Below are 25,387 nucleotides of genomic sequence, written 5' to 3' on the forward strand. Positions count from 1 at the left end.
TCGGCCTCACGCCGGCCGGTGCTTGGCGGCGAAGTCGGCCGCCTCGGCCTGCAGCGCGTCGAGCACGAGCCGCACCGAGGGCCGCTCGGCGCGGTCGGAGCGCAGGATCGCCCAGATCACGCGCTCCGACCGCACGCCCGAGAGGGGCCGCGTGACGAGTCCGTTCTCGCGATCGCGGGTCGTGTAGCGGGGCAGGATGCCGATGCCGTGCCCGGCCGCGATGACCGCCTCGACGATGCTGTTGTCGATGAAGCGCTGGGCGATCCGGGCCTCGTGCCCGGTGATGGCCTGGATGCGGTCGAGGATGCGGTCGTAGGGGAAGTCCTCCGGCACGCCGATCCAGGTCTCGTCGACGACGTCGGCGGGGGAGAGGGAGCGCTTCGCCGCGAGCGGGTGCCCCTCCGGCAGCACGATGTCGAGCGGCTCGCGCAGCAGCTCGACGACCGTGAGGCCGCGTTCGCGCCAGCTCGGGGCGATGCCGGGCGCATCCGCGATCACGATGTCGAAGTCGGGCGTGAGGTCGGCGAAGTCGGGCAGCAGCGGGTCGAGGTCGCGACAGGCGAGCGTGAGGCCGGGCACGGCGTCGATGCGATGCAGCACGCCGGGCAGCAGCATCTCGCCGGCGGTCGGGAAGGTGACGAGCGTGACCTCGCCCCGAGGCTGCTCGAGGAACTCGGCCCAGACGGATTCGGCGCGTTGGATCGCGGCGGCGAGATCCTTCGCGGTGTCGGCGAGCACGCGGCCCGGCCCGGTGAGCACGAGACCGCGGCCGGAGCGTTCCGTCAGGGGCACGCCGACCTCGCGCTCGAGCGCCTTGAGCTGCTGCGAGACAGCCGACGGAGTGCGATGGGTGGCTCGTGCCACGGCCGTCACCGACCCCCGATCGGCGAGTTCGCGAAGCAGGTCGAGGCGGCGCACATCCATGTAGTCAAACTACATCCACTATGCAGAAACGTGAGATTGTGCTTCATCCGCTTGCGCGGTGTACTTATTCCATGCTCACCGCGACCATCCTGTTCTCCGCCCTCGGAGCACTGGCCATCGGCGGCACGATCGCCACGATCGCCCGCGACGGCTACCGCTCCATCCCGACCCGCCGCTTCCTGGCGCGCTGAGGTCGTCACCGAGCGCCGCGGCGTCTCTCGAAGGGCGGGGCTGATCCGAGCCGTGCAGGGAATCGGATCCGTCCCGACCTTCTAGAGTCACCGCGACGCCCACCACGAAAGGCCCTCCTCCGGGAGGGCCTTTTCGCGTGCATGGACCGCGGTTCGCCCGGCGACGCCGAATCGGTGCGTCCGGCCCTCCGGCGTCAGCTCGTGCTGAACGGCAGCGAGCGCCCGACCAGCCCGCGCCCGCGGACGGCGAGCTGTGCGGCGAGGTCGATCACCGCGGCGGCCGCCGGATCGGCCGGATCGGCGAGCACGACCGGTGTGCCGGCATCCCCGCCTTCGCGCAGGGGAACGCTGAGCGGCAGTCGGGCGAGCACCGGCACTTCGAGCCGCCGCGCGACCTCGTCGCCGCCGCCCGAGCCGAAGAGCTCGAGCACCGACCCGTCCGGCTGTGCGAGCCCGGCCATGTTCTCCACGACGCCGATCACCGTCTGGCCGGTCTGCCGGGCGACCAGCCCGCTGCGTTCGGCGACGTCGGCGGCGGCCTCCTGCGGCGTCGTCACCACGAGCACTTCGGCGTGCGGCAGCAGCTGGCCGAGCGAGATCGCCACGTCGCCGGTTCCGGGCGGGAGATCGAGCAGCAGCACATCCAGGTCGCCGAAGAAGACGTCAGTGAGGAACTGCTCCATCGTGCGGTGCAGCAGCGGACCGCGCCACGACACGGCCGCCGAGCCGTCGACGAACATCCCGATCGAGATGACCTTCACGCCGTGTCCGACGGGAGGCAGGATCATGTCGCCGACCCGCGTCGGCTTCGCATCGCCGAGTCCGAGGATCGCCGGGATCGAGTACCCGAACACGTCGGCGTCGACGAGTCCGACGCGCAGGCCTCGTGCGGCGAGCGCGACGGCGAGGTTCGCGGTGACGGTCGACTTGCCGACCCCGCCCTTGCCGCTCGTGATCGCGTACACCTTGGTCAGCGAGTCGGCCGTGAACTGCCGACGCCGCGTTCCGCGCAGCCGCTCGACCAGCGACTCGCGCTCGGCGACCGTCATGACCCCGACCTCGAGGTCGACCTCCTCGACGCCCTCCACCCCGGCGGCGGCAGCCCGCACATCCCGCTCGATCGTGTCGGCGGCGGGACAGCCGACGATCGTCAGGGCGAGGCGGATGCGGGCGACGGCGCCGTCGATCTCGGCGCCGCGGATCATGTCGAGCTCGGTGATCGGCCGGCGGATCTCGGGGTCGTCGACGCGCGCGAGCGCGCTGAGCAGTCGCGGATCGCCCGCGGGGGAGTCGGCCATGATCAGCGGTCGGTCTCGGCGGCCGCCGCAGCGGCGTCCTCGCGCTCGCGGGCGCGCTCGGCCTCGCGATCGCGATCCAGCTCCTCGAGGATCGACCGCAGCTCCGCGCGGATGAAGTCCTTCGTCGCGACGTCCTTGATCGCGAGGCGCAGCGCGACGACCTCGCGGGCGAGGTACTCGGTGTCGGCGAGGTTGCGCTCGGCGCGCTGACGGTCCTGCTCGATCTGCACGCGGTCGCGGTCGTCCTGACGGTTCTGCGCGAGCAGGATCAGCGGCGCCGCGTAGGAGGCCTGCAACGAGAGGATCAGCGTGAGCGCCGTGAAGCCGTTCGCCGAGGAGTCGAAGCGCCACGACTCGGGAGCCGTCACGTTGTAGATCAGCCAGACGATGCAGAACATCGAGAGGCCGACGAGGAACCACGGCGTGCCCATGGCGCGGGCGACCCATTCGGTGAAGCGCCCGAAGCGGTCACGGCTCTCGCCGCGGCGCGGGCGGAACCCGGCCCGAGAGCCCTTGGGCTCGGTCAGTCTGCTGTCATCGCGCTCGTCGCGGGCCATCGCCGTTCCTCCTTCCGCGCGTGGGGATCGTTCCGGTGGTCAGCGGAACCGGTTCGGGTTCCGCGTCGCCGGAGGTACTTCGCCAGTCGTCGGGCAGCAGATAGTCGAGGACGTCATCGATGGTCACCACCCCGACGAGTCGGTGGGCTTCATCCACGACCGGCAGCGACACGAGGTTGTAGCTGGCCAGGATGCGCGAGACCTCGGCCGCGCTCGTCTCCGGGGAGACCGGCTCGAGGTTGGGATCGAGCAGGGTGCCGAGCCGTTCGTGCGGCGGGTAGCGCAGCATGCGCTGGAAGTGCACGACGCCGAGGAAGCGGCCGGTGGGCGGCTCGTAGGGCGGCAGGGTCACGCAGACCATGGCGCCGAGCGCCGGCGCGAGCTCGTGGCGGCGGATGAGCGCGAGACCCTCGGCGACGGTCGCGTCGGAGGAGACGATGATCGGCTCGGTCGTCATGAGGCCGCCCGCCGTCTCGGGAGCGTAGTTGAGCAGGAAGCGCACGTCCTCCGCTTCCTCCGGCTGCATGAGCTGCAGCAGCGCCTCGCCCTTCGCCTCGGGCAGCTGCGCGATGAGGTCGGCGGCGTCGTCGGGCTGCATCTGGTCGAGCACGTCGGCGGCGCGGGCGTCGTCGAGGTGGGTGATGAGCTCGACCTGCTCGGTCTCGGGCATCTCCTCGAGCGCGTCGGCGAGGCGCTCGTCGGGCAGCTCCTCGGCGACCTCGAGGCGGCGCTCCTCGGGAAGGTCGAGCAGGGTGGATGCGAGGTCGGCGGGCAGAAGGTCGGTGTACGTCGCGATGAGCTGCTCGGCCGACTGCGGCTCGCCGGCGGTGGTCTTCTCGGTGACGCGCTCCCAGCGGGCGAAGGTCGTCTTGCCGCGGCCGAACGGCGAGGCTCCCGTGCGCGGGCGGCGCAGGAAGAGGTCTTCGACCTCCCACTCGCCCGGTCCGGTCTCGGAGATCGCGACATCCTCGATGCTCGCCTCGCCGCTGCCGTCGCGGAAGACGACCTTGCGGCCCAGCAGCTCGGCGATCACGCGCACCTCGCCGCCGCGCTGCTCGAAACGGCGCAGGTTGATGAGCCCGGTCGTGATGATCTGCCCGGAGCCGATGCTGGTGACGCGGCCGATCGAGAGGAAGACGCGGCGCTTGCCGGGGATCTCGACGATGAGGCCGACGACCGTCGGGGCGCCGCTCGCGCGGTAGACGACGATCACGTCGCGCACCCGGCCGACCTTGTCGCCGGCGGGGTCGAAGACGGAGCACCCGGCCAGTCGGGCGACGAAGACTCTCGTGGCGCTCACGCGTCGAGCCTACTCGCCGGGGGACGCGCTCCCTCCGCCTCGGGCTCGGATCGCGGCGTGATCGGCGGGCGTTCGGAGTTCATCCGGGTGGCGTTCAGGCGGGTTCTGGCGAGCTTTGCGACAATGGGCGCCATGAGCACCCCCGGCGCCTTCGGCCGACGCGGCAACCCCGCCCCCACCCTGCCCCGCGGCGAGGTGCTCGGCACCTACGAGACCTACCTCGAGGCCGCGCACGTCGTCGACCGGCTGGCGAAGAGCGACTTCCCCGTCGACAAGGTGTCGATCGTCGGCAACGACCTCAAGACCGTCGAGCGCGTGACCGGGCGCATGAGCTGGGGCCGCGCCGCCCTGGGCGGCGCCCTCAGCGGACTGTGGTTCGGTCTGCTCGTCGGTCTGCTGTTCACCTTCTTCGGCTCACCGTCGCTGACCCCGCTGTTCGCCGCGATCCTGATCGGCGCCGCCGGCGGCATGTTCTTCGGACTCGCGACCTACGCGATCAGCCGACGTCGCAAGGACTTCACCTCGATGACGAACGTGCTGGCTTCGAACTACCAGGTCATCGTCGACCCCGAGCTCATCAACCGGGCCCGCAACGACCTCGGTGCCGAGGCCCCGGTCGGAGTCACGACGTGGACGCCGCAGCCCGCGACGCCGCCGGTCGCGCCGCCGAGCGATGCGCCGGGAGCGGGAGAGCCTCCCGTCGAGCCCGCGCCGCCCGCCGACCCGGTCCCGCCGCGCGCCTGATCGAAGCCGGTCGAACGGCCGCGCGGCGGGTTCCGTCTCAGCGTCCGGCCAGCCAGGCCTCCACGTCGTCCGCGGTGCGGGGGATGCCGGCCGAGAGGTTCACGGCGCCGTCCTCGGTCACGAGGATGTCGTCTTCGATGCGCACGCCGATGCCGCGCAGCTCCTCGGGCACGGTCAGGTCGTCGGGCTGGAAGTAGAGCCCCGGCTCGATCGTGAAGACCATCCCCGGCTCGACGACGCCGTCGAGGTACATCTCGCGGCGGGCCTGCGCGCAGTCGTGCACGTCGAGTCCGAGGTGGTGCGAGGTGCCGTGCACCATGTAGCGACGGTGGTACTGCTTCTCGGGCGCAAGCGAGTCCTCGGCGCTGCCGGGCAGCAGGCCCCACTCGGCCGTCTTCGCGGCGATGACCTGCATCGCGGCGGCGTGCACCTCGCGGAAGCGGATGCCCGGCTTGACGATCGCGAACGCCGCATCCGCCGCCTCGAGCACGGCCTCGTAGACGCGGCGCTGCACGTCGGAGAAGGTGCCGCTGATCGGCAGGGTGCGGGTGATGTCGGCCGTGTAGAGGCTGTCGAGCTCGATTCCGGCATCGAGCAGGATGAGGTCGCCGGGCACGACGGGTCCGTCGTTGCGGGTCCAGTGCAGGATGCAGGCGTGCGGCCCGCTCGCGGCGATCGTGTCGTAGCCGACCGCGTTGCCGTCGGCGCGGGCCCGGCGGTTGAAGGTGCCCTCGACCAGGCGCTCGCCGCGCGGGTGCGCGATGATCTGCGGCAGGTCGGCGATGACGTCGTCGAAGCCCTGCTTGGTGGCGTCGACGGCGGCGCCGAGCTGCTCGATCTCCCAGGCGTCCTTGACCAGGCGGATCTCGCTCAGGTCGCGGGCGAGCGCCGCATCCGCGTCGTCGTCGACCGCGTCGGCCCAGTCGGCGACGTCCGCGCCCTCGGCGGCCAGCAGACGGCGGCCGTCGATCTGGTCGGTCAGGTCGCGGTCGGCGCCGCGGACGAGGCGAGTCGTCGCATCCACCGCGTCGATCACCGCGGGCAGCTCGGCGAGGTCGCGCGTGGCGACGCCGAGCTCGACGGCGACGGCGGCCAGCGAGGGTCGCGCGCCGATCCAGAACTCGCCGATGTCGGGGTTGGCGTAGAACTCGTCGGTTCCGCGGCCCGCGGGGGAGCGGAAGTAGAGCACCGCGTCGTGGCCGGCCTCGTCGCCCTCGCCGCGCGGCTCGAGCACCAGCACGCTGCCGGGCACGGTGTCGCTGCCCCAGCCGGTCAGGTGCGAGAACGCGGAGTGCGCGCGGTAAGGGTAGTCGGTGTCGTTCGAGCGCACCTTGGCCGGGCCCGCCGGGATGATCAGACGCTCGCCGACGTGCAGTGCCGACACGCGACGACGCTGCACGGCCGCGTGGCTCGCCGCGTCACGGGGGGTGACCGGGGTCTCGGCGCGGTCGGCCCACTTCGAGGAGATGTAGGCGGCGAAGGCGTCGGAGACCGGCGTCGTCGACCGGTTCTGGGTGGCGCGAGGCGGGGTCGCCGGCTTCGCGGTCGCCGAGGTCGTGCCGGTGGTGGTGGGGGTGTTGTCGGCCATGCGGCCATTCTCCCACCGGCTCAGCGCGCGCGCTCCAGCTGGGCGAGCACGGGGCGGTGATCGCTGCCCGCGTGGTCCTGGTCGCGGATCACCCGGAACCCGGTGAAGCGCCAGTCCGAGCCGGCGAGCACATGGTCGATCGGGGCGCCCAGCTCGGCCGGGATGCGGGTCGGCCAGCTGCCGATCGCGGCGTCGCCCATAGCCTTCGCGCCGTCGTGGCAGTCGCCGAGCTCACCCGACTTCGCGAGCGCCGTCCAGTGGTCGATCGTGCTGTTCAGATCGCCCGCCATGATCAGATCGGGCTCCGCGCAGCGCGCCGCGAGCCACTCCATCCCCTCACGCCAGGCCGGCATCTCGCCCGGCACCGGGGCGACGGGATGCGCGGCCACGATGGCCGGACCGCTGCCGTCGACCGGGCGCCACACCCCGCTCGGGATGACGCGCGTCGACCCGGCGCTCGTGTCAGGCTGGTAGCGCCCGAGCGCGGAGCTGATCAGCAGCGAGGTCGTGCGTGCCTTCGCGATCTTGTCGAAGGTGATGTTGTGCACCGCCATCGCGCGGCCCTCGGCGCCCATCCGATCGGCGATCTGCTGCGCGAGCTCGACGCTCGTCTCCGGCAGCACCACGATGTCGGCGCCGTCGTCGAGGGCGAGGCGCGCGATCCTCTCGGCCCCGGGCGCGTCGCCTAGGGTGTTCCAGCTGAGCACGGTCACGCCCTGCTCGCCCTTGGCGGAGAAGTGCTCGGAGCCCCAGCCGCGCGTCGCCAGCACCGCCGCCGACAGGCCGGTGAAGAGCAGGAGCGCCACGGCGAGGGATGCGGTGAGACGTCGCGCGCGGCGCGACGCCAGCGCGATCAGCAGCAGCACGACCGCGACGACAGCGGCGACCCCGCCCGCCAGCGCCCGCAGCGACACGACCTGTGCGACTCCGAGCTGCCACTGCAGACCGAAGAGCTGGGGCCATCCCGCCACCAGCAGCGCCGCCGCCAGCGCGACGATCAGCAGGGCGGCGAGCACACGGCGGAACACGCCGGCGAGCCTAGACACCTACGATGAGAGGATGCCCGCCGGCCCCGCCGAGCGCCCCGCCGAGGGGCTCATCGACCTCCACACGCACAGCACCGTCTCCGACGGCACGCAGTCGCCGCGCGAGCTCGTGCGTGCCGGCGTCGAAGCCGGGCTCGCCGTCATGGCGATCACCGACCACGACTCGACCGCGGGCTGGGCCGAGGCCTTCGACACCGCGCGCGGCACCGGCCTGACCGTGCTCCCCGGCATGGAGCTCAGCACCCAGCTCGACTACGCGAGCGTGCACGTGCTCGGCTACCTCATCGACCCCGAGAACCCGGCCCTGCTGGCCGAGGCCGAGCACACGCGCGAGGAGCGCCTGCACCGCGCCGAGTCGATGGTCGCCCGCATCGCGAAGGACTACGACCTGAACTGGGATGACGTGCTCGCCCAGACCGCGCCCGGGGCGACCGTCGGTCGCCCGCACATCGCCGACGCGCTCGTCGCGAAAGGCTTCGTGCCCGACCGCAGCGCCGCCTTCGGCAGCATCCTGCACTGGCGCGGCGGCTACTACCGGCCGCACCGTGCGCCCGAGCCGACCGTGGGCATCCGCCTCATCGCTGAGGCCGGCGGCGTTCCCGTGATCGCGCACCCCGGAGCCCGCGGGCCCGAGCAACTCTTCGCCGGCGACCGCGTGCGCGCGCTTGTCGACGCCGGGCTGATGGGGGTCGAGGTGAATCACCGCGACAACCCGCCCGAGGCGCGTGAGCTGTGGACGCGGCGCGCGGCCGAGTACGACCTCGTCATCACGGGCTCGAGTGACTACCACGGCGCCGGCAAGCCCAACGTGCTGGGCGAGAACAGCACCGCGCCGGAGCAGTACGCGCGCATCATCGAGCTCGGCACCGGGTCGGAGCCGTTCGTCGGCTGACGCGACGGGCTGGAGCTCGGGCTCGGGGCTCGCGCCTCGCCGCCGCGAGCGACGAAGCCGCGCCCGACCCGGAGGTCGGACGCGGCTTCGATAGGTCCGCTGCGCTGCGAGTCAGCTCGCGGGCGGGGGAGTGGGCGTGCCGCTCCCGCTCCCGCCACGGCGACGACGCGTGCGGCGACGGCGCTCGGGGGCGGCGCCGTCGTGCGTGCCGCCGCCCTCGGAGCGGGCCTCCTCGGTCGTGGTCGTGCCGGCGCCGCCCTCGGTCGAGGCCGGCGCGGCCGAGCCGCTGCCGGATCCCTCGCCGCGACCGCGTCCGCGGCCTCCGCGGCTGCGCGAGCGCGACGAACCAGAGCGCTCACCGGCGTCGCGGTCGGCGCGCGGCTTCTCCGCGTGCGGAGCGGCCGGCGACGGCTTGAGGCGGCCCTTCGAGCCGGCGGGGATGTCCAGGTCGGTGAAGAGGTGCGGCGACGACGAGTAGGTCTCGGTCGGCTCCGGCTGCCCGAACTCGAGGGCGCGGTTGATGAGCGCCCACTTGTGCAGGTCGTCCCAGTCGACGAAGGTCACCGCGATGCCGGTCTTGCCGGCGCGGCCGGTGCGGCCGGCGCGGTGCAGGTAGGTCTTCTCGTCGTCGGGGATCGTGTGGTTGATCACGTGCGTGACGTCGTCGACGTCGATGCCGCGCGCCGCCACGTCGGTGGCGATCAGCACATCCTTCTTGCCGGCCTTGAACGACGCCATCGAGCGCTCGCGCGCCTCCTGCGTCATGTCGCCGTGCACGGCCGCGGCGTTGAAGCCGCGATCGTTGAGCTCTTCGACGAGCTTCGAGGCCGCGCGCTTGGTGCGGGTGAAGACGACGGTCTTGCCGCGGCCCTCGGCCTGCAGGATGCGGGCGACGACCTCGTCCTTATCGAGGCTGTGCGCCCGGTAGACGAGGTGCTTGATGTTCGCCTGCAGCTGGCCCTCGTCGGGGTCGCTCGCGCGGATGTGGATCGGCCGGTTCATGAAGCGGCGCGCCAGCGTGACGACGGGCCCCGGCATGGTGGCCGAGAACAGCATCGTGTGGCGGGCCGGCGGCGTCTGCGCGAAGAGCTTCTCGACGTCGGGCAGGAAGCCCAGGTCGAGCATCTTGTCGGCCTCGTCGAGCACCATCACCTTGACGTTCGCGAGGCTCAGCAGGCGCTGGCCGGCGAGGTCGAGCAGACGACCGGGCGTGCCGACGACGATCTGCGCACCCGCCTTGATCTGCTCGATCTGGCCCTCGTAGGCCTTGCCGCCGTAGATGGCGACGACCTTCGTGGAGCGGTTCGAGGTGGCGAGCTCGAGGTCTTCGGCGACCTGGACGCACAGCTCGCGCGTCGGCACGACGACGAGAGCCTGCACACCGGGCTCGGGGTCGAGTCCGAGCGCCTGGATCACCGGCAGGCCGAAGCCGAAGGTCTTGCCGGTTCCGGTCTTCGCCTGGCCGATGATGTCCTGGCCGGCGAGCCCGAGGGGGATGGTCTGAGTCTGGATCGGGAACGGGTCGACGATGCCTTTGGCGGCGAGTGCGTCGACGATGTCCTGGTCGATGTCAAGATCGGAGAAGGTCACTGATCACCTGTCGTGGAAGTCGATCCGCTGAGTCTACCCGCGTCGGGCTTCCTCTCCGGCCGAGCCGCGCGGGGCTGCGCCGAGGCCGAGAGCGGATGATGTGCGGCCCTGCCCTACGATGAGGGCGTGGCGAACTGGTTCCGGCGGCGGCGTCCCGCGACCCCCGCGGTGCTCGTCGGCCGCCCTCGATCGACCGTGACGGCCCGGGTGGAGCTGGCGGATCTGACCCCGGGGATCGACGCCTATCTCGGTCGCGCCGCCTATCTGCAGCTCGCGCTCTTCGAAGACGTCTCGCGCGCCATCTCGGCCGCGCCCTCGACCGTCGCGAAGACCTCGCTCGCCCGCGTCGCCGCGCCGCACCTCGATGCGCACCGCGGCCTCGTCGCCGAGCTGGTCGCGCGCGGTGTCGACCCGGCCGAGGCGATGGAGCCCTACCGTCTCGACATCGACGACTTCCAGCGGCGCACTCTCGGGCAGGACTGGTTCGAGACGCTCGCCACCTGCTACGTCACCGCCGGATTCCTCACCGACTTCTTCCTCAGCCTCGCCGCGGGCCTGCCCGCCGAGCTGCGCGGGCGGGTCGAGTCGCTGCTCGACGTCGAGGCCGGCGAGGACGTTCTGATCGACGAGCTGCGCGCCGGCATCGACGCGAACCCGCGCCTCGGCTCGCGCCTGGCGATGCGGGGTCGACGCCTCGTCGGCGACACCATGCTCGTCGCACGCTCGGCGCTCGGCGTCGGCGCGGAGGGCCCGGGCGAGGAGCGCATCGAGCCGGTCTTCACCGAGCTCGTGGCCGCGCACACGCGGCGGATGGATGCGCTCGGCCTGACGGCCTGAGCGGCTCCGCCCCTGACCGGCTGTGCCCCTGACCGCCTGTGCCTCTGACCGCCTGAGCGATCGCGCAGGACCTCGTCCGGCATCCGCATCGTCAGCCGGCCTCCGCACTGTCACCCGGAGACGACGAAGCCCGCCGAGCGGACTCGGCGGGCTTCGTGACGTTCTGGACGGATCAGGCGCGCGAGGTGCGTCCGCCCGAGAGGTGGTGCAGGCGCTGGGCGTCGATGCCGCGACGCGCGCGGTTCAGCACCAGGGCGAGCACGATGGCGATGACGCCCGATCCGCCGAGCGAGATCACCCAGATCCACGGCTCGTCGGGCTTCCAGCCGACCCAGGTCAGGGCGGTCCACGCGACGGCCGTCCACGCGGCGCCGATCGCGGGCAGCAGCAGGATGCCGTAGGAGTGGCGCCCCGGGATCAGGTAGCGCAGCACCGTCGCGATGCCGAGTCCGACCACCGTGGCGTAGATCATCTCCATGGCCGGAACCCTAGCCGACCGGAGCTCAGGCGACGAAGCCGACGCGACGGGTCTCCTCGGCGCCGATCTCGAGGTAGGAGAAGCTCGCGACGGGCACGATGTAGAGGCGGCCGCGGTCGTCGCTCAGCTTGAGGTACTTCTCCGACTCGAGGGCCGTGCTGACGGCCTTCTCGATCTCGTCGGGGTTCTGGCTGGTCTCGAACGAGATCTCACGGGCGGAGTTGGCGATGCCGATGCGAATGTCCACGGGGTCAGGCTAGCGAGGGCCGGGCGCGGCGCGCTCTCGATTCCGCCCAGGGCAGAACGGGCGCGCGGCGCGGGTGAGATGTCATGTCGGAGCCCGTCGCTAGCGTGGCCGACGTGCAACCCGACACCTCGCAGCTGGCCGTGCTCGACCTGCCCGCCGACGCGAACGCGGTGGTGATCGGAGCACCCGGTTCCGGCAAGACCTCGACGCTCGTCGAGCTCGTCGCCCGGCGGGTCGAGCACGACGGCTTCTCCGCCGACGAGGTGCTCGCGCTCGCGGCGAACCGCGCCGGCGCGAATCGGCTGCGCGACCGGCTGGCCGGTCGGCTCCGGGCCGTCGCCGCAGGCCCGCTCGCGCGCACCCTGCCCTCTCTGGCCTTCGACGCGGTGGTCGCGCGCGCCGCTGCGGAGGGGGCTCCGCGACCCCGGCTGCTCTCCGGGCCGGAGCAGGATCTGCTGATCGCCGAGCTGCTGCACGGCGAGATCGAGGACGGCGCGTCAGGCTCCTGGCCCGATCATCTCTCGGCGGCGGTGCGGCGTCTCCCGGTCTTCCGCACCGAGCTGCGCGAGATGCTCATGCGCCTGACGGAATACGGGGTCGACACCGCCCGCCTCCGTTCGGTCGCCCACACGACCGCACGGCCCGAGTGGGCGGCGGTCGCCGACTTCGCCGACGACTACCGCGGCGTCGTCTCGGCCGTGGGCGGCAGCGCGCTCGACCCCGCCGAGCTCATGGCCTACGCCGAGAGCGCCGTGCTCGACGGTCACACCGGCGAACGGCTCGCCCGCACGCGTCTGGTTGTCGTCGACGACCTGCAGCAGGCGACCGAGGGCGCCATCCGCCTGCTGCGCGCGATCGCGGCGCGCGGCGTCACGATCGTGGCCTTCGGCGACCCGGATGTGGCGACCGACGCGTTCCGCGGCGGCGAGGCGGACGCGCTGGCCGCCTTCCCCGCACGGGTGGGCGTGCCGACCCGCACCCTTCGTCTCGACCACGTGCACCGGCAGAGCCCCTTGCTGCGCGCGCTGACCGCGGAGGTGACGGGACGCATCGGAGCGGCCGGCGCGGGCACTCAGCGTTCGGCCGAGGCCGACGGCGACGACGACCCGGCGGCGATCTCCGCGATCGCGGCCCCCAGCCCGGCCGCCGAGCACCGCACGATCGCCCGCGTGCTGCGCGAGCGGCACCTGCTCGACGGCGTCGCCTGGTCGCAGCTCGCCGTCGTCGTGCGCTCGGGCGCCGCGATCCCCGCGATCTCGCGCGCCCTCGCGCTCGCCCAGGTGCCGACGCGCACGACGGCGGCCAGCCGCGCCCTGCGCGATGACCCCGCCGCCGCGGCGCTGCTCGACATCGTCGCGGTCGGAACGGGACGGACCGAGCTCGACGGGCTCACGGCCGAGCGTGTCCTCACCGGACCGTTCGGCGGCCTCGACCCGATCGGCCTCCGCCGTCTGCGCGCCGCGCTGCGCGCCGAGGAGCTCGCCGGCGGCGGCACCCGTCTGGGGCCGCGGCTGCTGGCGGAGGGCCTCGGCGTCGAGAACGGCTTCGCCACGATCGATCACGCGGTCGGCCGTCGAGCGGCGCGACTGGCGCGCCTGCTCGCCCGGCTGCGCGCCCAGCACGCGGCGGCCGCGACGGTCGAGGAGCTGCTCTGGACGGCCTGGGAGCGCAGCGGGGTCGCTGACGGCTGGCGCGACGCGGCGCTCGGCAGCGGCATCGCCGCCGAGGAGGCGAACCGGGCGCTCGACGGCGTCGTGGCGCTGTTCGCGGCGGCGCGGCGCTTCGTCGAGCGCGAGCCCGACCGCGAGGCCGAGGCGTTCCTCGCCTCGGTGCTCGACGCCGACATCCCCGAGGACACGCTCGCGCCGCGCACGGTCGGTGAGGCCGTGCTCGTCACGACGCCCTCCGGGGCGGTCGGGCTCGAGGTCGACACGGTCATCGTCGCCGGACTGCAGGAGGGGCAGTGGCCGAACCTCCGGCCACGCGGATCGCTGCTGCGCGCGGGAGATCTGCTCGCCGCGCTCGACTCCGGCGCGCCGCCGAGGGAGGCCGCGGCGCCGGCCCCGGCGCCGGCAGCCGTGCTCGATGAGCGCCGTGTGGTGCTCGCCGACGAGCTGCGCATGTTCGCGCTCGCCGTCTCCCGGGCCCGGCGCCGCGTCGTGGTGGCCGCCGTCGCGGGCGAGGACGAGATCCCGAGCCCCTTCCACGGCTTCGCCGCCCGGGTGGCGGGCGATCGCCTGGTCGAGCCCGACGGGGATGCGCCGCCGCTCGACCTGCGCGGCATGACCGGTCGTCTGCGCCGCACCGTCACTCAACTCGGATCGACCGCGGAGCAGCGTCGCGCGGCGGCGGCCGCGCTGGCGCGGCTCGTCGGCGACGCGGTGCCCGGGGCCGATCCCGCGCAGTGGCACGGGACCCTCGAGGCGAGCACCACGGCGCAGCTGTACGACCTCGGCGACCCCGAGGTGCGGGTGCCGGTGTCGCCCTCCGCTCTCGGCACCCTCGACCGCTCGGCGATGGAATGGTTCGTCGAGACCATGGCCGGCGGCTCCTCGAGCCTCAGCGCGAATGTGGGGTCGCTCGTGCATCACGCTCTCGAGCACGCGACCGGGTCCGAGGTCGAGGAGCTCTGGGGGCTGCTCGAGCAGCGCTGGGGCGAGCTCGTGTTCGAGTCGAGCTGGTCTGAGCAGCTCGAGAGGCGGCGGGCTCGGGGGGCGATCGAGGCGCTCGGCTCCTACCTGCGCACCGTCGAGGCGCAGGGGGTCGTGCTCGTGAGCTCGGAGGGCGCCTTCCGCTTCGACGTTCCGCCCGCCCGCGTCAACGGAAAGATCGACCGCGTCGAGTCGCACGACGGTCGCATCGTCATCGTCGACCTCAAGACCGGCAGCGTGCTCGCTGCGAAGGAGGCGGCCGAGCATCCGCAGATGTCGGCCTACCAGCTCGCCTACGCCGATGGAGCGCTCGCCGATCTGCCCGACGGACACGCGCCCGGAGGCGCTCGTCTGCTCTTCACGAAGAAGGGGACGAAGGATGCGCCGTACACCCTGCGTGACCAGAAGCCCTTCGATGGCGATCAGCTCGAGAGCTTCCGTGAGACCCTCCGTGGTGCTGCGGTGACGATCGCGGGACCCGACTATCCGGCGACGCTGATCGACGACGCCTTCGCCTACGGCGGCGCCGTGCGCGCCGTGCACCTGCCCGGAGAGGTCACCGGTGACTGACATGACCGACACCACCACGAGCACCACCACCCGCATCTCGGCGCGCAGCATCGCCGAACGTCTCGGCCTCCATCCGCCGACGCCCGAGCAGACCCTCGTGATCGAGTCGGAGCTCGGCCCCGCCCTCGTCGTCGCCGGGGCCGGCAGCGGCAAGACCGAGACGATGGCGTTCCGCGTGCTCTGGCTCGTCGCCAACGGCCTCGTCGCGCCGGCGCAGATCCTCGGCCTCACCTTCACCCGCAAGGCGGCCGGCGAGCTCGGTCACCGCATGCGCGACCGGATCGCCCAGCTGCGCGAGAACGACCTGATGCCCGAGCGCGACGGCGACGACGACCCGGCCGCCGAGCTGCTCGACAGCCCGACCGTGTCGACCTACAACTCCTTCGCGAGCGCGATCTTCCGCGACAACGCGCCGCTGGTCGGCTACGACGGCGATGCCGTGCTGCTCGGCGAGGCGGCCACCTGGCTGCTCGCCCGCGAGCTCGTGACCCGCAGCGACGACCTGCGCCTCGCCGACACCGAGAAGTCGGTGGATGCGCTCGCCACCGCCGTCGTGCGCCTCGCCTCCCAGCTCGCCGAGAACGTCGCCGACGCCGACCGGGTCGAGCAGATGGCCGAGGACTTCCGTGCGCTCGCCGACCTGCCGACCGGCGGTCGCGGCGCCTACGCCGACGTGGTCACGATGACCGACCGCATCGCGGCGCTCCCGGTGCTGCTCGGCCTGGCGCGGCAGCTGCAGCAGGCCAAGCGCGACCGCGCCGCGATCGAGTTCAGCGACCAGGTCGCGATCGCGCTCCGGATCGTCGAGCGCAATCCGCACGTCGTGACCGAGCTGCGCGACCGCTATCGGGTCGTGATCCTCGACGAGTACCAGGACACGAGCGTCGTGCAGACGCGGCTGCTCGCGCTGCTCTTCGCCCGGCACCCGGTCATGGCGGTCGGCGATCCCAACCAGTCGATCTACGGCTGGCGCGGGGCGAGCGCCGCCGGGCTCGGGCAGTTCGGGTCGTGGTTCGGATCGGATGCGCGCTTCGAGCTCACGACGAGCTGGCGCAATGGCGAGCGGATCCTCGACGCCGCGAACCGGCTCATCCGCCCGCTGGCGCTCACCTCTCCGGTGTCGGTCGCGGCGCTCACCGCCCGTCCCGGCGCCGACGCCCATCCGGTGCGGCTGCTCTATCCCGAGACCGTCGTCGAGGAGGCTGATCAGGTGGCCGCCTGGTTCCGCGGCGGCCTCGCCGACCCAGCCGAATGGGGCACGGATGACGCGGGCGATCCACAGCCGCCGTCGGCCGCGCTCATCCTGCGCTCGCGCGGCACCCTCGAGCAGTTCCTCAGTGCATTCCGTCGTGCCGGTGTGCCATACCACGTGCTCGGCGTGGGCGGACTTCTCGCCGAGCCGCTCGTCGCCGATCTGGTCGCGGCGCTCGCGGTCGTCGACGATCCCGGCGCGAACTCCGAGCTCATCCGGCTGCTGCTCGGATCGCGCTGGCGACTCGGCACGGCCGACGTCGCGGCACTGCGCGACCTGGCGCGCTGGCTCGAGAAGCGCGACCTGCGGCAGAAGCCGCTCGATGACGAGGTCGCCCGGCAGCTGCGAGCGAGCGTCGCCGATGACGACAGCGCCTCCCTGATCGACGCCCTCGACTTCCTGGTGACCTCGGCTGAGGATCACGGCGCGGTGCGCGGCTTCAGCGAGGAGGGCCTCGCGCGCCTGCGGGATGCAGGGGAGACCTTCGCGCGACTGCGACGCCGCGTGCGCTTCGACCTCGACGATCTCGTCACGACCGTGCTGCAGGAGCTCGACCTCGATATCGAGGCGGAGGCGAACGACGCGCGACCCGGATCCGGCCGCGTGCTCGAGGCGTTCTTCGACGCCCTCGCCGGGTTCCAGCAGCTGGGCCAGCAGAACTCGCTGCGCGCCTTCCTCGGCTGGCTGCGCGAGGCCGAGTCGCGCGAACGGCTCTCGCCGCGCTCCGACCCGCCCGAGCCCGGCTGCGTGCAGATCGTCACGATCCACGGATCGAAGGGTCTCGAGTGGGATCTCGTGGCCGTGCCGCGGCTCGTGGAGGGCGAGATGCCCTCGGCCGCCCGCGATACGGGCGCGTGGGTGGCGTTCGGCGAGCTGCCCTACGAGTTCCGGGGCGATGCCTCGGTGCTGCCCGACTTCCGGTGGCGCGAGGCGACGACGCGCAAGGAGGTGCTCGATCTCTTCGGCGCCTTCAAGAGCGAGGTGCGTGAGCAGCAGCTGCTCGAGGATCGTCGGCTCGCCTATGTCGCGATCACGCGGGCCCGCCGTCACCTGCTGCTGAGCGGATCGTTCTGGTCATCGCAGACCAAACCCCGGCGGCCCGGCGCGTTCCTGCGCGAGCTGGCGGACGACGGCATCGTGCCGGCACTGCCCGAGGCGCCGGAGTCGGAGGAGAACCCGCTGGTAGCCGAGCCCGAGAAGGCGGACTGGCCGCGTGATCCGCTCGGCTCCCGTCGACAGCGGGTCGAGGCCGCCGCCGAGCTCGTGCGCACGGCAGACCCCGCCGACGCGGGCCGCTGGTCGCGCGATGTCGAGCTGCTGCTCGAGGAACGCCGCCAGCGGCTGCGCGGCTCCGACGCCGTGACGGTGCCCGAGCGCATCCCCGCCTCGCGCTTCAAGGACTGGGTCGAGAATCCCGCCAGGGTGCTCGCCGAACTGCGTCGCCCCATGCCCGAGCGGCCGTATCGCGCGACCCGGCTCGGCACGCTGTTCCACGCCTGGGTCGAGAAGCGCAGCGACCCGGATTCGGCGATGGCCGGCTTCGACGACCTGGATGCGCTGGGCAGCGAGCTCGACGGCGGTATCGAGGGCGAGGATCTCACCGCGGTCGACGCGGCGCGTTTCGCCGAGCTGCGCGCGACCTTCGAGGCTTCGCCGTGGGCGGATCGGCGCCCGATCGACGTCGAGCGCGAGATCCATCTGCCGCTCGGCGGTCGCACCGTGGTGTGCAAGATCGATGCCGTCTACGCCGAGGGCGACGGGGACGCGATCCGCTACGAGATCGTCGACTGGAAGACCGGCAAGGCGCCGCGCGACGCCGCGGATCGGGAGCTGAAGCAGCTGCAGCTCGCGCTGTACCGCCTCGCCTACGCGCGCTGGCGCGGCGTCGATCCGGAGCACATCGATGCGGCGTTCTACTTCGTCGCCGACGACGAGACGCTGCGCCCGGAGCGGATCGATGACGAGGACGCGCTCGCGGCGCGCTGGGCCGAGGCGATGGAGCGGATCGCGCCGAGCACCTGAGCGACCGGCCATCTGAGCGATCGGCCGTGCGGTCGGCCCAGCTCCTGCTCGGCCGACCTCGCCGGTTCAGCGGTCGTGGCGCGCCCCGGCCGGTCCGTCGGTGCCGATGATCGCGGCGACGAGCGCCTCGACCGGCTCGCGCGGCGCCCGCGGGTTGTCGAGCAGGGTGAAGTCGATCTCGCGCAGCAGCGGCAGCCCGAGCTGCGCGGTGACGTCGCGCAGGTTCTCGGGCACGAGGTTCTGCGGCAGCACGGTCACGCCGAGCCCGGCGCGCAGCGCGGCATGCACGCCGTTGATCTCGCGCACGGTGCAGGTGATGCGCCAGCTGCGCCCGGCATCCTCGAGCGCCTGCAGCGCGACGGAGCGCGAGAGGCTCGGCGCCTGGTACGCGACGAGCGGCAGGGGAGCGGTCGGGTCGATCTCGAGGTCGCGGTGCGCGACCCAGACCAGCCGTTCCCGGCGCACGAGCCGCCCTTCGGCGGCGCCGCTCTCCTGCTTGACGAAGACGAGGTCGAGCGCACCGGCCGCGAGTCGGCGGGCGAGCATGCCGCTCTGGGCGACGGTCAGCTCGAGGTTGATCTGGGGGTGCACCCGGCGGAAGCGGCGGAGGATGCGGGGCAGCTCGGTCTGCGCGAGATCGTCGGCCGAGCCGAAGCGCAGTCGACCGCGCATCGCCGAGCCGCTGAAGTAGGCGGCGGCGCCGTCGTGGGCGGCGAGGATGCCGCGGGCGAAACCGAGCATCGCCCGCCCGTTGTCGGTGAGTGCGACCTGGCGCGTGTCGCGCTGCACGAGAGCCCGGCCGGCGGCGCTCTCGAGCCGCTGCACGTGCTGGCTGACGGTCGGCTGGCTGAGACCGAGTCGCTCGGCGGCGCGGGTGAAGCTCAGAGTCTCGGCGACCGCCGTGAAGGAGCGCAGCAGCTGGGGATCGAACACCGTATCCACCTCTCATTGAGATACGCAATGAGACTAATAGTCGCAATCGGGTCGCTCAATGGTGCTGTCCGTGATGGTGTGAGGGGGTGACCTCTCGACCCGCCCGCAGCGCAGCGCCGTACGTCGATCCGACCGTGACCGAGCCCATCCCGGTGCTCGAGCAGCGGCCGCGCTGGCGCGACACCGTCAGCGCGCTGCGGGCGCACAACTACCGGCTCTACCTGCTCGGGCAGGTCTTCGCGAACACGGGCGGGTGGATGGCGCGCATCGCGATCGACTGGCTGGTGCTCGAGCTGACCGGCAACGTCGCGCTCGTCGGCCTCGCGGTGACCCTGCAGTTCGCGCCGACGCTGCTGCTCGGACCGTGGTCGGGGGTGATCTCCGACCGGTTCCGCCGGCACACGATCCTCATCTGCACGCAGAGCGTCGGCACGGTCGCGAACGGCGTGCTCGCCGCGCTCGTGCTGACCGGGGTCGTGCAGGCCTGGCAGGTCTTCGTGATCGCGGCCGTCACCGGCACGTCGATGGCCATCGACGGGCCGTCGCGCTCGGCGTTCGTGGCCGAGATGGTCGGCACCCACCGGCTCCGCAACGCGATCAGCATGAACGCCACGATCTTCCACCTGGGCGGGCTGCTCGGCCCGGCGATCAGCGGGGTGCTCATCGTCGTCGTCGGCTCGGGCTGGTCGATCGCGATCAACGCGACGACCTCGCTGGTCGCGGTGACCGCGCTCGTGCTCATGCGCCGCCACGAGCTGCTCGCCGTCGCCCGCACGCCGTCGGCTCCCGGGCAGATCCGCGAGGCGCTGCGCTACCTCGTGAGCAAGCCGACCATCCTCTTCCCCCTGATCGTGCTGGCCTCGGTCGCGATCTTCGGCATGAACCTGCCGGTGCTGTTCACCGCCGCCGCGAACGAGGGCTATCATACTGGCGCCGCCGGCTACGGGCTCTACAGCTCGCTGGCCGCCGTCGGCGCCTTCGCGGGCGCGATCCTCTCCACCCGGCGCCGGGCGCTGCGGCTGCGCGCGATCGTGATCGCGGCGATCGGCTACGGCGTCGTGACCGTGTTCGCGGGCCTCGCACCCTGGTACCCGCTGTTCCTCGGCGCGCTCGTCGGCATCGGCGTGACCCGCATCGCCTTCGCGACCGGAGCGGAGTCGCTCACGCAGCTGTCGACGAACCTCGCCATCCGCGGCCGCATCATGTCGTTCTACCTGATGACGGTCGTCGGCGGTCAGGCGCTCGGCGGCGTGATCATGGGCGCGATCGCCGAGACCTTCGGCCCGACGATCGCCTTCGTCGTGGCCGGGGGAGTCCCGGCCCTGACGGCGCTGACGGTCGCGATCGTGCTCGCCCGCCGCGGACGTCTCGCGCTCGTCTTCGCGCTGCCGTGGCGAGGACGCCCGGTGCGGATCACGCCGCGCGCCGCCTGAGACGGGCGGGGCTAGTTCCGACGACCCGTCGCGACCACCAGAACGGATCGAGCCGGGCGCCGTCTGATCGACGACGCCCGGCTCGGAGATCCGGGTGGATGCGGCGGGTCAGCTGGCGCGCTCGACGCGGCTCGCGCTCGACGACGCCGAACCGGCGTCGCCCGAACCCGCGCGACGGGCCTGCTCGACGCGATCCTTCTCGACCATGTCGAGCAGCTCCTCGACCTCGTGCGCGGCGAGCACCGGGCCGGTGGGCGTGCCGATCTGGTTGCCGAGCGACGATTGCACGTCGTCGACGAGGCCGTGCAGCATCTGCACCGCGTCATCCACGATCTCGGTGCTGCGGGTCTGGGTGCCGTGCAGCAGCCAGCTCGCGATCTCGAGCTCGGCGTAGAAGCTGGCGCGCTGGCCGATCTGGCGGTCGGCGGCCGGGCGCTCCTGCAGATAGGCGGCGACGACGGTCTCGCTGAGGTCGCTGCGGCGCCCCGAGAACAGCCAGGCGAGGTCGCGGGCCGGATCGGCGACGCGCAGCTCGTGCCAGCCGAGCACTCCCGTCACCTGCTCGGCGTGGCTCAGCACGGTCTCCGAGCTGAGGTCGCCGTTGACGACGGTCGGCTGGAACTGCCAGAGCCGGTCATCGGCGAGGGCGGCCTCCCAGCGCTCGCGCAGAGCGGCGGGCAGCAGGCCGGTCTCGATCGCCTTGCCGACGATCGCGCCGGAGGTCTGGTGCGCGTGCACGGGTCCGAGCGAGGGCAGCCCCACCTCGGTGACGCAGCTGGTGGGCAGCGAGTGGATGGCGGCCACGGCCCGGCCGATCGACGCGGCCAGGTCGGCGGTCAGCGATGAGACGGGGGTCTTCGACCCGCCGACGAACTCGTAGACGACGGCGCGGGTGCCGTCGATCGGCGCCTGTCCGGCGGGGAGCGTGACCTCGAAGGGCAGACGCGAGCGGATGCCGGAGGTGAGCGCGCCGAGGGCGAGCAGGTCGGCCGACTGGCGGCTCTCGGCCGTCTCGGTGCGCGGCACGCGCACGACGTACCAGCGCTCGTCGCGCGTGCTCAGCAGCGCGGTGTCGAAGTCGCCGGCACGCGGCGAGCCGATGCGCGAGGCCGCGACCACGTCGAGTCCGGCCACGGCCGAGGTGGCGAGCGCGGCTAGAGTGAGAGGGGTTCTGGCCATGCCCCACAGGGTAGGTCGGCAAGCCCCGCACGGAGCCCGCGCCACGCCCGGGCCCGCCAGTTGCGCGGCGCCGATGCCGGAATCCTCAGCGAGCACGTGATGAGCGCCGATCCTCGATCGGCGAGCCTGGAGGAATTGCCGTGACCCCGTCGTTCGCCGAACGGCTCACCCTGTCCCGTGCCGAGCTCGACCGAGACCACCTCAGCCGTGCGACGCCGATCGACGAGCTGCTCGATGCGGCCGACGCGCGGGTGGTGCTGCTGCACGACGGGCACGCCCTCGTCGACGGCGCGCGCCTCGTGCTGCTGCCGACCGCATCCGCCGCTGCCCGGGCCGCACGCGCGGGCGGCTTCGCGCTCTACCTCGGCCGCACGCTCGCCGAGGCGCCCGATGCGGCCCTCGGCGCTGCGGTCTCGGCGCTCGTGATCACCGACGAGGAGGCCGCCGCCGCGGCGCTGGAGGCGGCCCGCGCCTCGGGTCTCGATCTCTCCTGGGGCGACCTGCGCCGCCTCGGTGCCGACATGTCGACGCGCGATGCGGGCATCTTCACCGAGGCCCTCGCCCTGGCGAACTGGCACCGCTCCTACGGCTTCGCCCCGGCGTCCGGACGCGCGACCGAGCACGGTCAGGCCGGCTGGACCCGGGTGGATGCCGAGACCGGCAAGGAGTTCTTCCCGCGCACCGACGCCGCGATCATCGTGGGCGTCACCGACGCCGACGACCGGCTGCTGCTCGGCTCGAACGCGCTCTGGCCCGCCGATCGCTTCTCGCTGCTCGCCGGCTTCGTCGAGCCGGGGGAGTCGCTCGAGGCCGCGGTCGTGCGCGAGGTCTTCGAGGAGTCGGGCGTGCGCGTGACCGACCCCCGTTATCTCGGCAGCCAGCCGTGGCCCTTCCCGGCCTCGCTGATGGTCGGATTCCTGGCGCGCGTCGCCGACGGCGCCGGGGTCGAGACCCGCCCGGACGGCGAGGAGATCCTCGACCTGCGCTGGTTCACCCGTGACGAGCTCGCGGCGGCCGTCGCCGACGGCTCGCTGCGTCTGCCCGGCCGCAGCTCGATCGCCCGCGCGATCATCGAGGAGTGGTTCGGCGGCGACCTGGGCGACGACAGCTGGTGATCGGGTGAGCACCCCCGATCTGCTCGCGGGACTCGACGACCAGCAGCGCGTCGCGGCCGAGACCCTGCTCGGCCCGGTCTGCATCCTTGCCGGCGCCGGCACCGGCAAGACGCGCGCCATCACCCACCGCATCGCGCACGGCGTGCAGACCGGCGCCTACGCGCCGAACCGCGTGCTCGCGCTCACCTTCACCGCGCGTGCGGCCGGCGAGCTGCGCACTCGGCTGCGCTCGCTCGGGGCAGGCGGGGTGCAGGCGCGCACTTTCCACGCGGCGGCCCTCTCTCAGCTGAACTACTTCTGGCCGACGATCGCGGGCGGGCTGCCGCCGCGCATCCTCACCGGCAAGGCCGGCGTGCTCGCGCAGGCCTCCGAGCGGCTCAAGCTGCGCCTCGACAAGGCCGCGCTGCGCGACGTCGCGGGCGAGATCGAGTGGCGCAAGGTCTCGATGCTGACGCTCGACGCCTACGAGCGGCAGGCGCACGGCAAGGCGATGCCGGGCGGTCTCGGCGTCAGCGCGATGGTGAGCCTGCACCAGGCCTACGAGCACCTCAAAGACGAGCAGCGCCGCATCGACTTCGAAGACGTGCTGCTCGTGATGGCGGGGATGCTCGACGCCGAACCCGCCGTCGCCGACGAGGTGCGCGGGCAGTACCGCTTCTTCGTCGTCGACGAGTACCAGGACGTCTCACCGCTGCAGCAGCGCCTGCTCGACCTCTGGCTCGGGCCGCGCACCGACCTCTGCGTCGTCGGCGACGCGAGCCAGACCGTGTACTCCTTCGCCGGCGCGACGAGCGACTACCTGCTCGGCTTCGGGGCGCGGTACGAGGATGCGACGGTCGTGCAGCTCGAGAACAATCACCGCTCGACCGGCGCCGTGCTCGATCTCGCCAACCGGCTCATGCGCGGTCGACCGGGCGCGCTGGAGCTGCACCCGGTGGCGGCCGGCGATCGCGGCGAGCCGGTGCAGGTGACCGCGCACGACAGCGACCGCGCGGAAGCCGAGGCCGTGGCGGCGGAGGTCGCCGAGCAGCTCGCGTCCGGCATCCCCGCCGACCGCATCGCGGTGCTCTACCGGGTCAACGCGCAGAGCATCGCCCTCGAGCAGGCCCTCTCCGATCGGCGGATCGCCACGCGCGTGCTCGGCTCGACACGATTCTTCGACCATCCGTCGGTGCAGCGCGCCATGCTCGAGCTGCGCAGCATCGCGCAGACCCCGCGTCGGGAGCCGTTGTTCCAGTCGGTCAGCGACGTGCTGCAGAGCGTCGGCTGGACGCTCGAGCCGCCCGCCGCCGGGCCCGCCGAGCGCGAGCGCTGGGAGCTGCTCAACGCGATCGTCGATCTCGCCGACGCCGCCCCCGAGGGCACGACGCTGCGCGCCTTCGCCGACGAGCTCTTCGAGCGGCAGCAGGCGCAGCACGAGCCGGCGATCGCCGCGGTGACGCTCGCGACGCTGCACAGCGCGAAGGGCCTCGAATGGGATGCGGTGCATCTGATCGGGCTCAGCGAGGGCCTGCTGCCGATCGTGCACGCCCGCGGTTTCGACGCGATCGACGAGGAGCGGCGTCTGCTCTACGTCGGCATCACCCGCGCCCGTCGCCGGCTGTCGCTCAGCTGGTCCGCCTCGCCGGGCGGGGGAGAGGCGGGGCCGTCGGCGCGGCGTCGCGCGCCCAGTCGCTTCCTGGATGAGCTCCGCAGCGGCACTCCGGGTGCGGCGGCCAGCGTCGTTCGCTGACGGTCCGCGTGCGGAGGTCGACGAGCGTCTGCCGCCCGAGTGCGGGTTCCGGATCGTCGAGCACCTCCTCGATCGCCTCGGCGATCGTGACGGCCGCGCGGGCGGTGCTCAGCGCATCCAGCCGCGGTGACGGCCGGCCGACCAGCTGGGCGGCGAGTGCCGGCCAGGCCGGGTCGGCATCGACGCGGTGGCGGTGGATGCAGTGCAGGCACGCGCTGCTGCCGGGGCGCACGAGCGGCCCGATCGCCAGCGCGCCGTCGGCGATGACCACGGGCAGATGCAGTGCGTCGCGCCGTAGCCAGTGGCCCGAGTCGGCGGGCGCGACGACCCAGGGGGCGATCGGCACGATGACAACCGCGGCGGGCTGAATCTCTCGCGGTCGGCGACCGGGCCGGATGCGGGCCCGCGCGGCGCTGCCGACTCGGTCGGAATCGGCTGCGCCATCCGCATCCGCAGTGTCGTCGACGAGCAGCTCGCGGTCGGCGAGCAGGCGCTGCACGGCCTCCGGGATCGCGCCGGCGCCGAACAGGGCGGCCCGCGGGCCGGAGCGGGGAGCGCGCGCGAGCGCCGGCTGCAGCATCCTCAGCACGGTCGAGAGCGGAAGGTGCGTGCCGCCCGCCTGCTCCGCGAGCACCTCGATCGCGGCTCGGCTCGCCCCGCTGCGCAGCGCCTGCAGCACCTGCTCCTCGGCGGGACCGACCCGCTCGAGCACGCCGTGCACGCGCAGCACGCCCACCTGCAGCGAGTCGGGCGAGCGCCACAGCACCGGAACGTCGGGATCGAGTCGCAGCACCATGCGCACATCCTG

General features: G+C 72.9%; 19 protein-coding genes and 1 pseudogene. 8 read left to right on the forward strand and 12 right to left on the reverse strand.

Annotation, left to right across the window (positions count from 1 at the left end; genetic code table 11):
- Positions 1-6 precede the first annotated feature (6 nt).
- From BJ979_RS10685 to BJ979_RS10700, 4 genes are all read right to left on the reverse strand, one after another.
- Positions 7-924: a LysR family transcriptional regulator gene (locus tag BJ979_RS10685; RefSeq protein WP_141163205.1), complete on the reverse strand. Its 918-nt coding sequence runs from the start codon at positions 922-924 to the stop codon at positions 7-9.
- Between the two features lie 385 nt (positions 925-1,309).
- Positions 1,310-2,413, reverse strand: a complete 1,104-nt coding sequence (locus tag BJ979_RS10690) for an Mrp/NBP35 family ATP-binding protein (protein WP_179567724.1) — start codon at positions 2,411-2,413, stop codon at positions 1,310-1,312.
- Positions 2,414-2,415: 2 nt separating this feature from the next.
- Positions 2,416-2,970: a DUF1003 domain-containing protein gene (locus tag BJ979_RS10695; RefSeq protein ID WP_179567726.1), complete on the reverse strand. Its 555-nt coding sequence runs from the start codon at positions 2,968-2,970 to the stop codon at positions 2,416-2,418.
- Positions 2,948-4,270, reverse strand: coding sequence for a magnesium transporter MgtE N-terminal domain-containing protein (locus tag BJ979_RS10700; protein WP_141163208.1), 1,323 nt, complete (start codon positions 4,268-4,270; stop codon positions 2,948-2,950). The genes BJ979_RS10695 and BJ979_RS10700 overlap by 23 nt, the downstream gene beginning before the upstream one ends.
- 132 nt (positions 4,271-4,402) lie before the next feature.
- On the opposite strand from BJ979_RS10700, the gene BJ979_RS10705 reads away from it, so the two are divergent.
- Positions 4,403-5,014 (forward strand): general stress protein, encoded by a 612-nt coding sequence (locus tag BJ979_RS10705; protein ID WP_179567727.1) that lies wholly within the window; start codon positions 4,403-4,405, stop codon positions 5,012-5,014.
- A 37-nt stretch (positions 5,015-5,051) separates the two neighbouring features.
- On the opposite strand, the gene BJ979_RS10710 is transcribed toward BJ979_RS10705, so the two are convergent.
- The gene (locus tag BJ979_RS10710) at positions 5,052-6,602 is read right to left on the reverse strand and encodes an aminopeptidase P family protein (protein ID WP_179567728.1); all 1,551 of its coding nucleotides are present in this window, start codon (positions 6,600-6,602) and stop codon (positions 5,052-5,054) included.
- A gap of 20 nt (positions 6,603-6,622) precedes the next feature.
- Positions 6,623-7,630 carry an endonuclease/exonuclease/phosphatase family protein gene (locus BJ979_RS10715; protein ID WP_179567729.1) on the reverse strand — a complete coding sequence of 336 codons (1,008 nt, stop codon included), beginning with the start codon at positions 7,628-7,630 and terminating at the stop codon, positions 6,623-6,625.
- A 31-nt stretch (positions 7,631-7,661) separates the two neighbouring features.
- On the opposite strand from BJ979_RS10715, the gene BJ979_RS10720 reads away from it, so the two are divergent.
- On the forward strand, positions 7,662-8,540 hold the full coding sequence (locus BJ979_RS10720) for a PHP domain-containing protein (protein ID WP_179567730.1): 879 nt from the start codon (positions 7,662-7,664) through the stop codon (positions 8,538-8,540).
- 111 nt (positions 8,541-8,651) lie between these two features.
- On the opposite strand, the gene BJ979_RS10725 is transcribed toward BJ979_RS10720, so the two are convergent.
- Positions 8,652-10,130: a DEAD/DEAH box helicase gene (locus BJ979_RS10725; RefSeq protein ID WP_179567731.1), complete on the reverse strand. Its 1,479-nt coding sequence runs from the start codon at positions 10,128-10,130 to the stop codon at positions 8,652-8,654.
- 126 nt (positions 10,131-10,256) lie between these two features.
- Here BJ979_RS10725 and BJ979_RS10730 point away from each other — a divergent pair, with 126 nt between their 5' ends.
- The gene (locus BJ979_RS10730; protein WP_343046668.1) at positions 10,257-10,967 is read left to right on the forward strand and encodes a ferritin-like fold-containing protein; all 711 of its coding nucleotides are present in this window, start codon (positions 10,257-10,259) and stop codon (positions 10,965-10,967) included.
- A 172-nt stretch (positions 10,968-11,139) separates the two neighbouring features.
- Here BJ979_RS10730 and BJ979_RS10735 read toward each other — a convergent pair whose 3' ends face one another.
- Together BJ979_RS10735 and BJ979_RS10740 are read right to left on the reverse strand one after the other, a co-directional pair.
- Positions 11,140-11,445 (reverse strand): hypothetical protein, encoded by a 306-nt coding sequence (locus BJ979_RS10735; RefSeq protein ID WP_179567732.1) that lies wholly within the window; start codon positions 11,443-11,445, stop codon positions 11,140-11,142.
- Positions 11,446-11,470: 25 nt separating this feature from the next.
- The gene (locus tag BJ979_RS10740) at positions 11,471-11,692 is read right to left on the reverse strand and encodes a DUF3107 domain-containing protein (protein ID WP_141163217.1); all 222 of its coding nucleotides are present in this window, start codon (positions 11,690-11,692) and stop codon (positions 11,471-11,473) included.
- Positions 11,693-11,805: 113 nt separating this feature from the next.
- Here BJ979_RS10740 and BJ979_RS10745 point away from each other — a divergent pair, with 113 nt between their 5' ends.
- Together BJ979_RS10745 and BJ979_RS10750 are read left to right on the forward strand one after the other, a co-directional pair.
- Positions 11,806-14,913, forward strand: a complete 3,108-nt coding sequence (locus BJ979_RS10745; protein ID WP_179567734.1) for a PD-(D/E)XK nuclease family protein — start codon at positions 11,806-11,808, stop codon at positions 14,911-14,913.
- 1 nt (position 14,914) lies between these two features.
- Positions 14,915-18,187 (forward strand): ATP-dependent helicase, encoded by a 3,273-nt coding sequence (locus tag BJ979_RS10750; protein WP_179570250.1) that lies wholly within the window; start codon positions 14,915-14,917, stop codon positions 18,185-18,187.
- A 66-nt stretch (positions 18,188-18,253) separates the two neighbouring features.
- On the opposite strand, the gene BJ979_RS10755 is transcribed toward BJ979_RS10750, so the two are convergent.
- On the reverse strand, positions 18,254-19,120 hold the full coding sequence (locus tag BJ979_RS10755; protein ID WP_179567736.1) for a LysR substrate-binding domain-containing protein: 867 nt from the start codon (positions 19,118-19,120) through the stop codon (positions 18,254-18,256).
- Positions 19,121-19,206: 86 nt separating this feature from the next.
- Between BJ979_RS10755 and BJ979_RS10760 the strand changes: the two genes are divergently transcribed.
- Positions 19,207-20,553 carry an MFS transporter gene (locus BJ979_RS10760; RefSeq protein WP_179567738.1) on the forward strand — a complete coding sequence of 449 codons (1,347 nt, stop codon included), beginning with the start codon at positions 19,207-19,209 and terminating at the stop codon, positions 20,551-20,553.
- Between the two features lie 108 nt (positions 20,554-20,661).
- Here the strand turns inward: BJ979_RS10760 and BJ979_RS10765 are convergent, their stop codons facing one another.
- The gene (locus tag BJ979_RS10765; RefSeq protein WP_179567740.1) at positions 20,662-21,732 is read right to left on the reverse strand and encodes a phosphotransferase; all 1,071 of its coding nucleotides are present in this window, start codon (positions 21,730-21,732) and stop codon (positions 20,662-20,664) included.
- A gap of 140 nt (positions 21,733-21,872) precedes the next feature.
- Here BJ979_RS10765 and nudC point away from each other — a divergent pair, with 140 nt between their 5' ends.
- Entirely contained in the window at positions 21,873-22,847 is a 975-nt protein-coding gene (gene nudC / locus BJ979_RS10770) for an NAD(+) diphosphatase (protein WP_179567742.1), read from the forward strand.
- Between the two features lie 4 nt (positions 22,848-22,851).
- Positions 22,852-24,579 carry an ATP-dependent helicase gene (locus BJ979_RS10775; RefSeq protein ID WP_179567744.1) on the forward strand — a complete coding sequence of 576 codons (1,728 nt, stop codon included), beginning with the start codon at positions 22,852-22,854 and terminating at the stop codon, positions 24,577-24,579.
- Here the strand turns inward: BJ979_RS10775 and BJ979_RS17350 are convergent.
- Positions 24,536-25,375: pseudogene (locus BJ979_RS17350) on the reverse strand (TOMM precursor leader peptide-binding protein); the annotation flags it as partial. The gene BJ979_RS10775 and the pseudogene BJ979_RS17350 overlap by 44 nt on opposite strands.
- Positions 25,376-25,387: the final 12 nt, after the last annotated feature.

The sequence above is a fragment of the Schumannella luteola genome, assembly GCF_013408685.1.
In the GTDB taxonomy this organism is placed as follows: Bacteria; Actinomycetota; Actinomycetes; order Actinomycetales; family Microbacteriaceae; genus Schumannella; species Schumannella luteola.

Coding starts and splice junctions, on each gene's coding strand:
- BJ979_RS10685 (WP_141163205.1), bottom strand. CDS start 924: ATGGATGTGCGCCGCCTCGACCTGCTTCGCGAACTCGCCGATCGGGGG.
- BJ979_RS10690 (WP_179567724.1), bottom strand. CDS start 2,413: ATGGCCGACTCCCCCGCGGGCGATCCGCGACTGCTCAGCGCGCTCGCG.
- BJ979_RS10695 (WP_179567726.1), bottom strand. CDS start 2,970: ATGGCCCGCGACGAGCGCGATGACAGCAGACTGACCGAGCCCAAGGGC.
- BJ979_RS10705 (WP_179567727.1), top strand. CDS start 4,403: ATGAGCACCCCCGGCGCCTTCGGCCGACGCGGCAACCCCGCCCCCACC.
- BJ979_RS10710 (WP_179567728.1), bottom strand. CDS start 6,602: ATGGCCGACAACACCCCCACCACCACCGGCACGACCTCGGCGACCGCG.
- BJ979_RS10720 (WP_179567730.1), top strand. CDS start 7,662: ATGCCCGCCGGCCCCGCCGAGCGCCCCGCCGAGGGGCTCATCGACCTC.
- BJ979_RS10735 (WP_179567732.1), bottom strand. CDS start 11,445: ATGGAGATGATCTACGCCACGGTGGTCGGACTCGGCATCGCGACGGTG.
- BJ979_RS10750 (WP_179570250.1), top strand. CDS start 14,915: ATGACCGACACCACCACGAGCACCACCACCCGCATCTCGGCGCGCAGC.
- BJ979_RS10765 (WP_179567740.1), bottom strand. CDS start 21,732: ATGGCCAGAACCCCTCTCACTCTAGCCGCGCTCGCCACCTCGGCCGTG.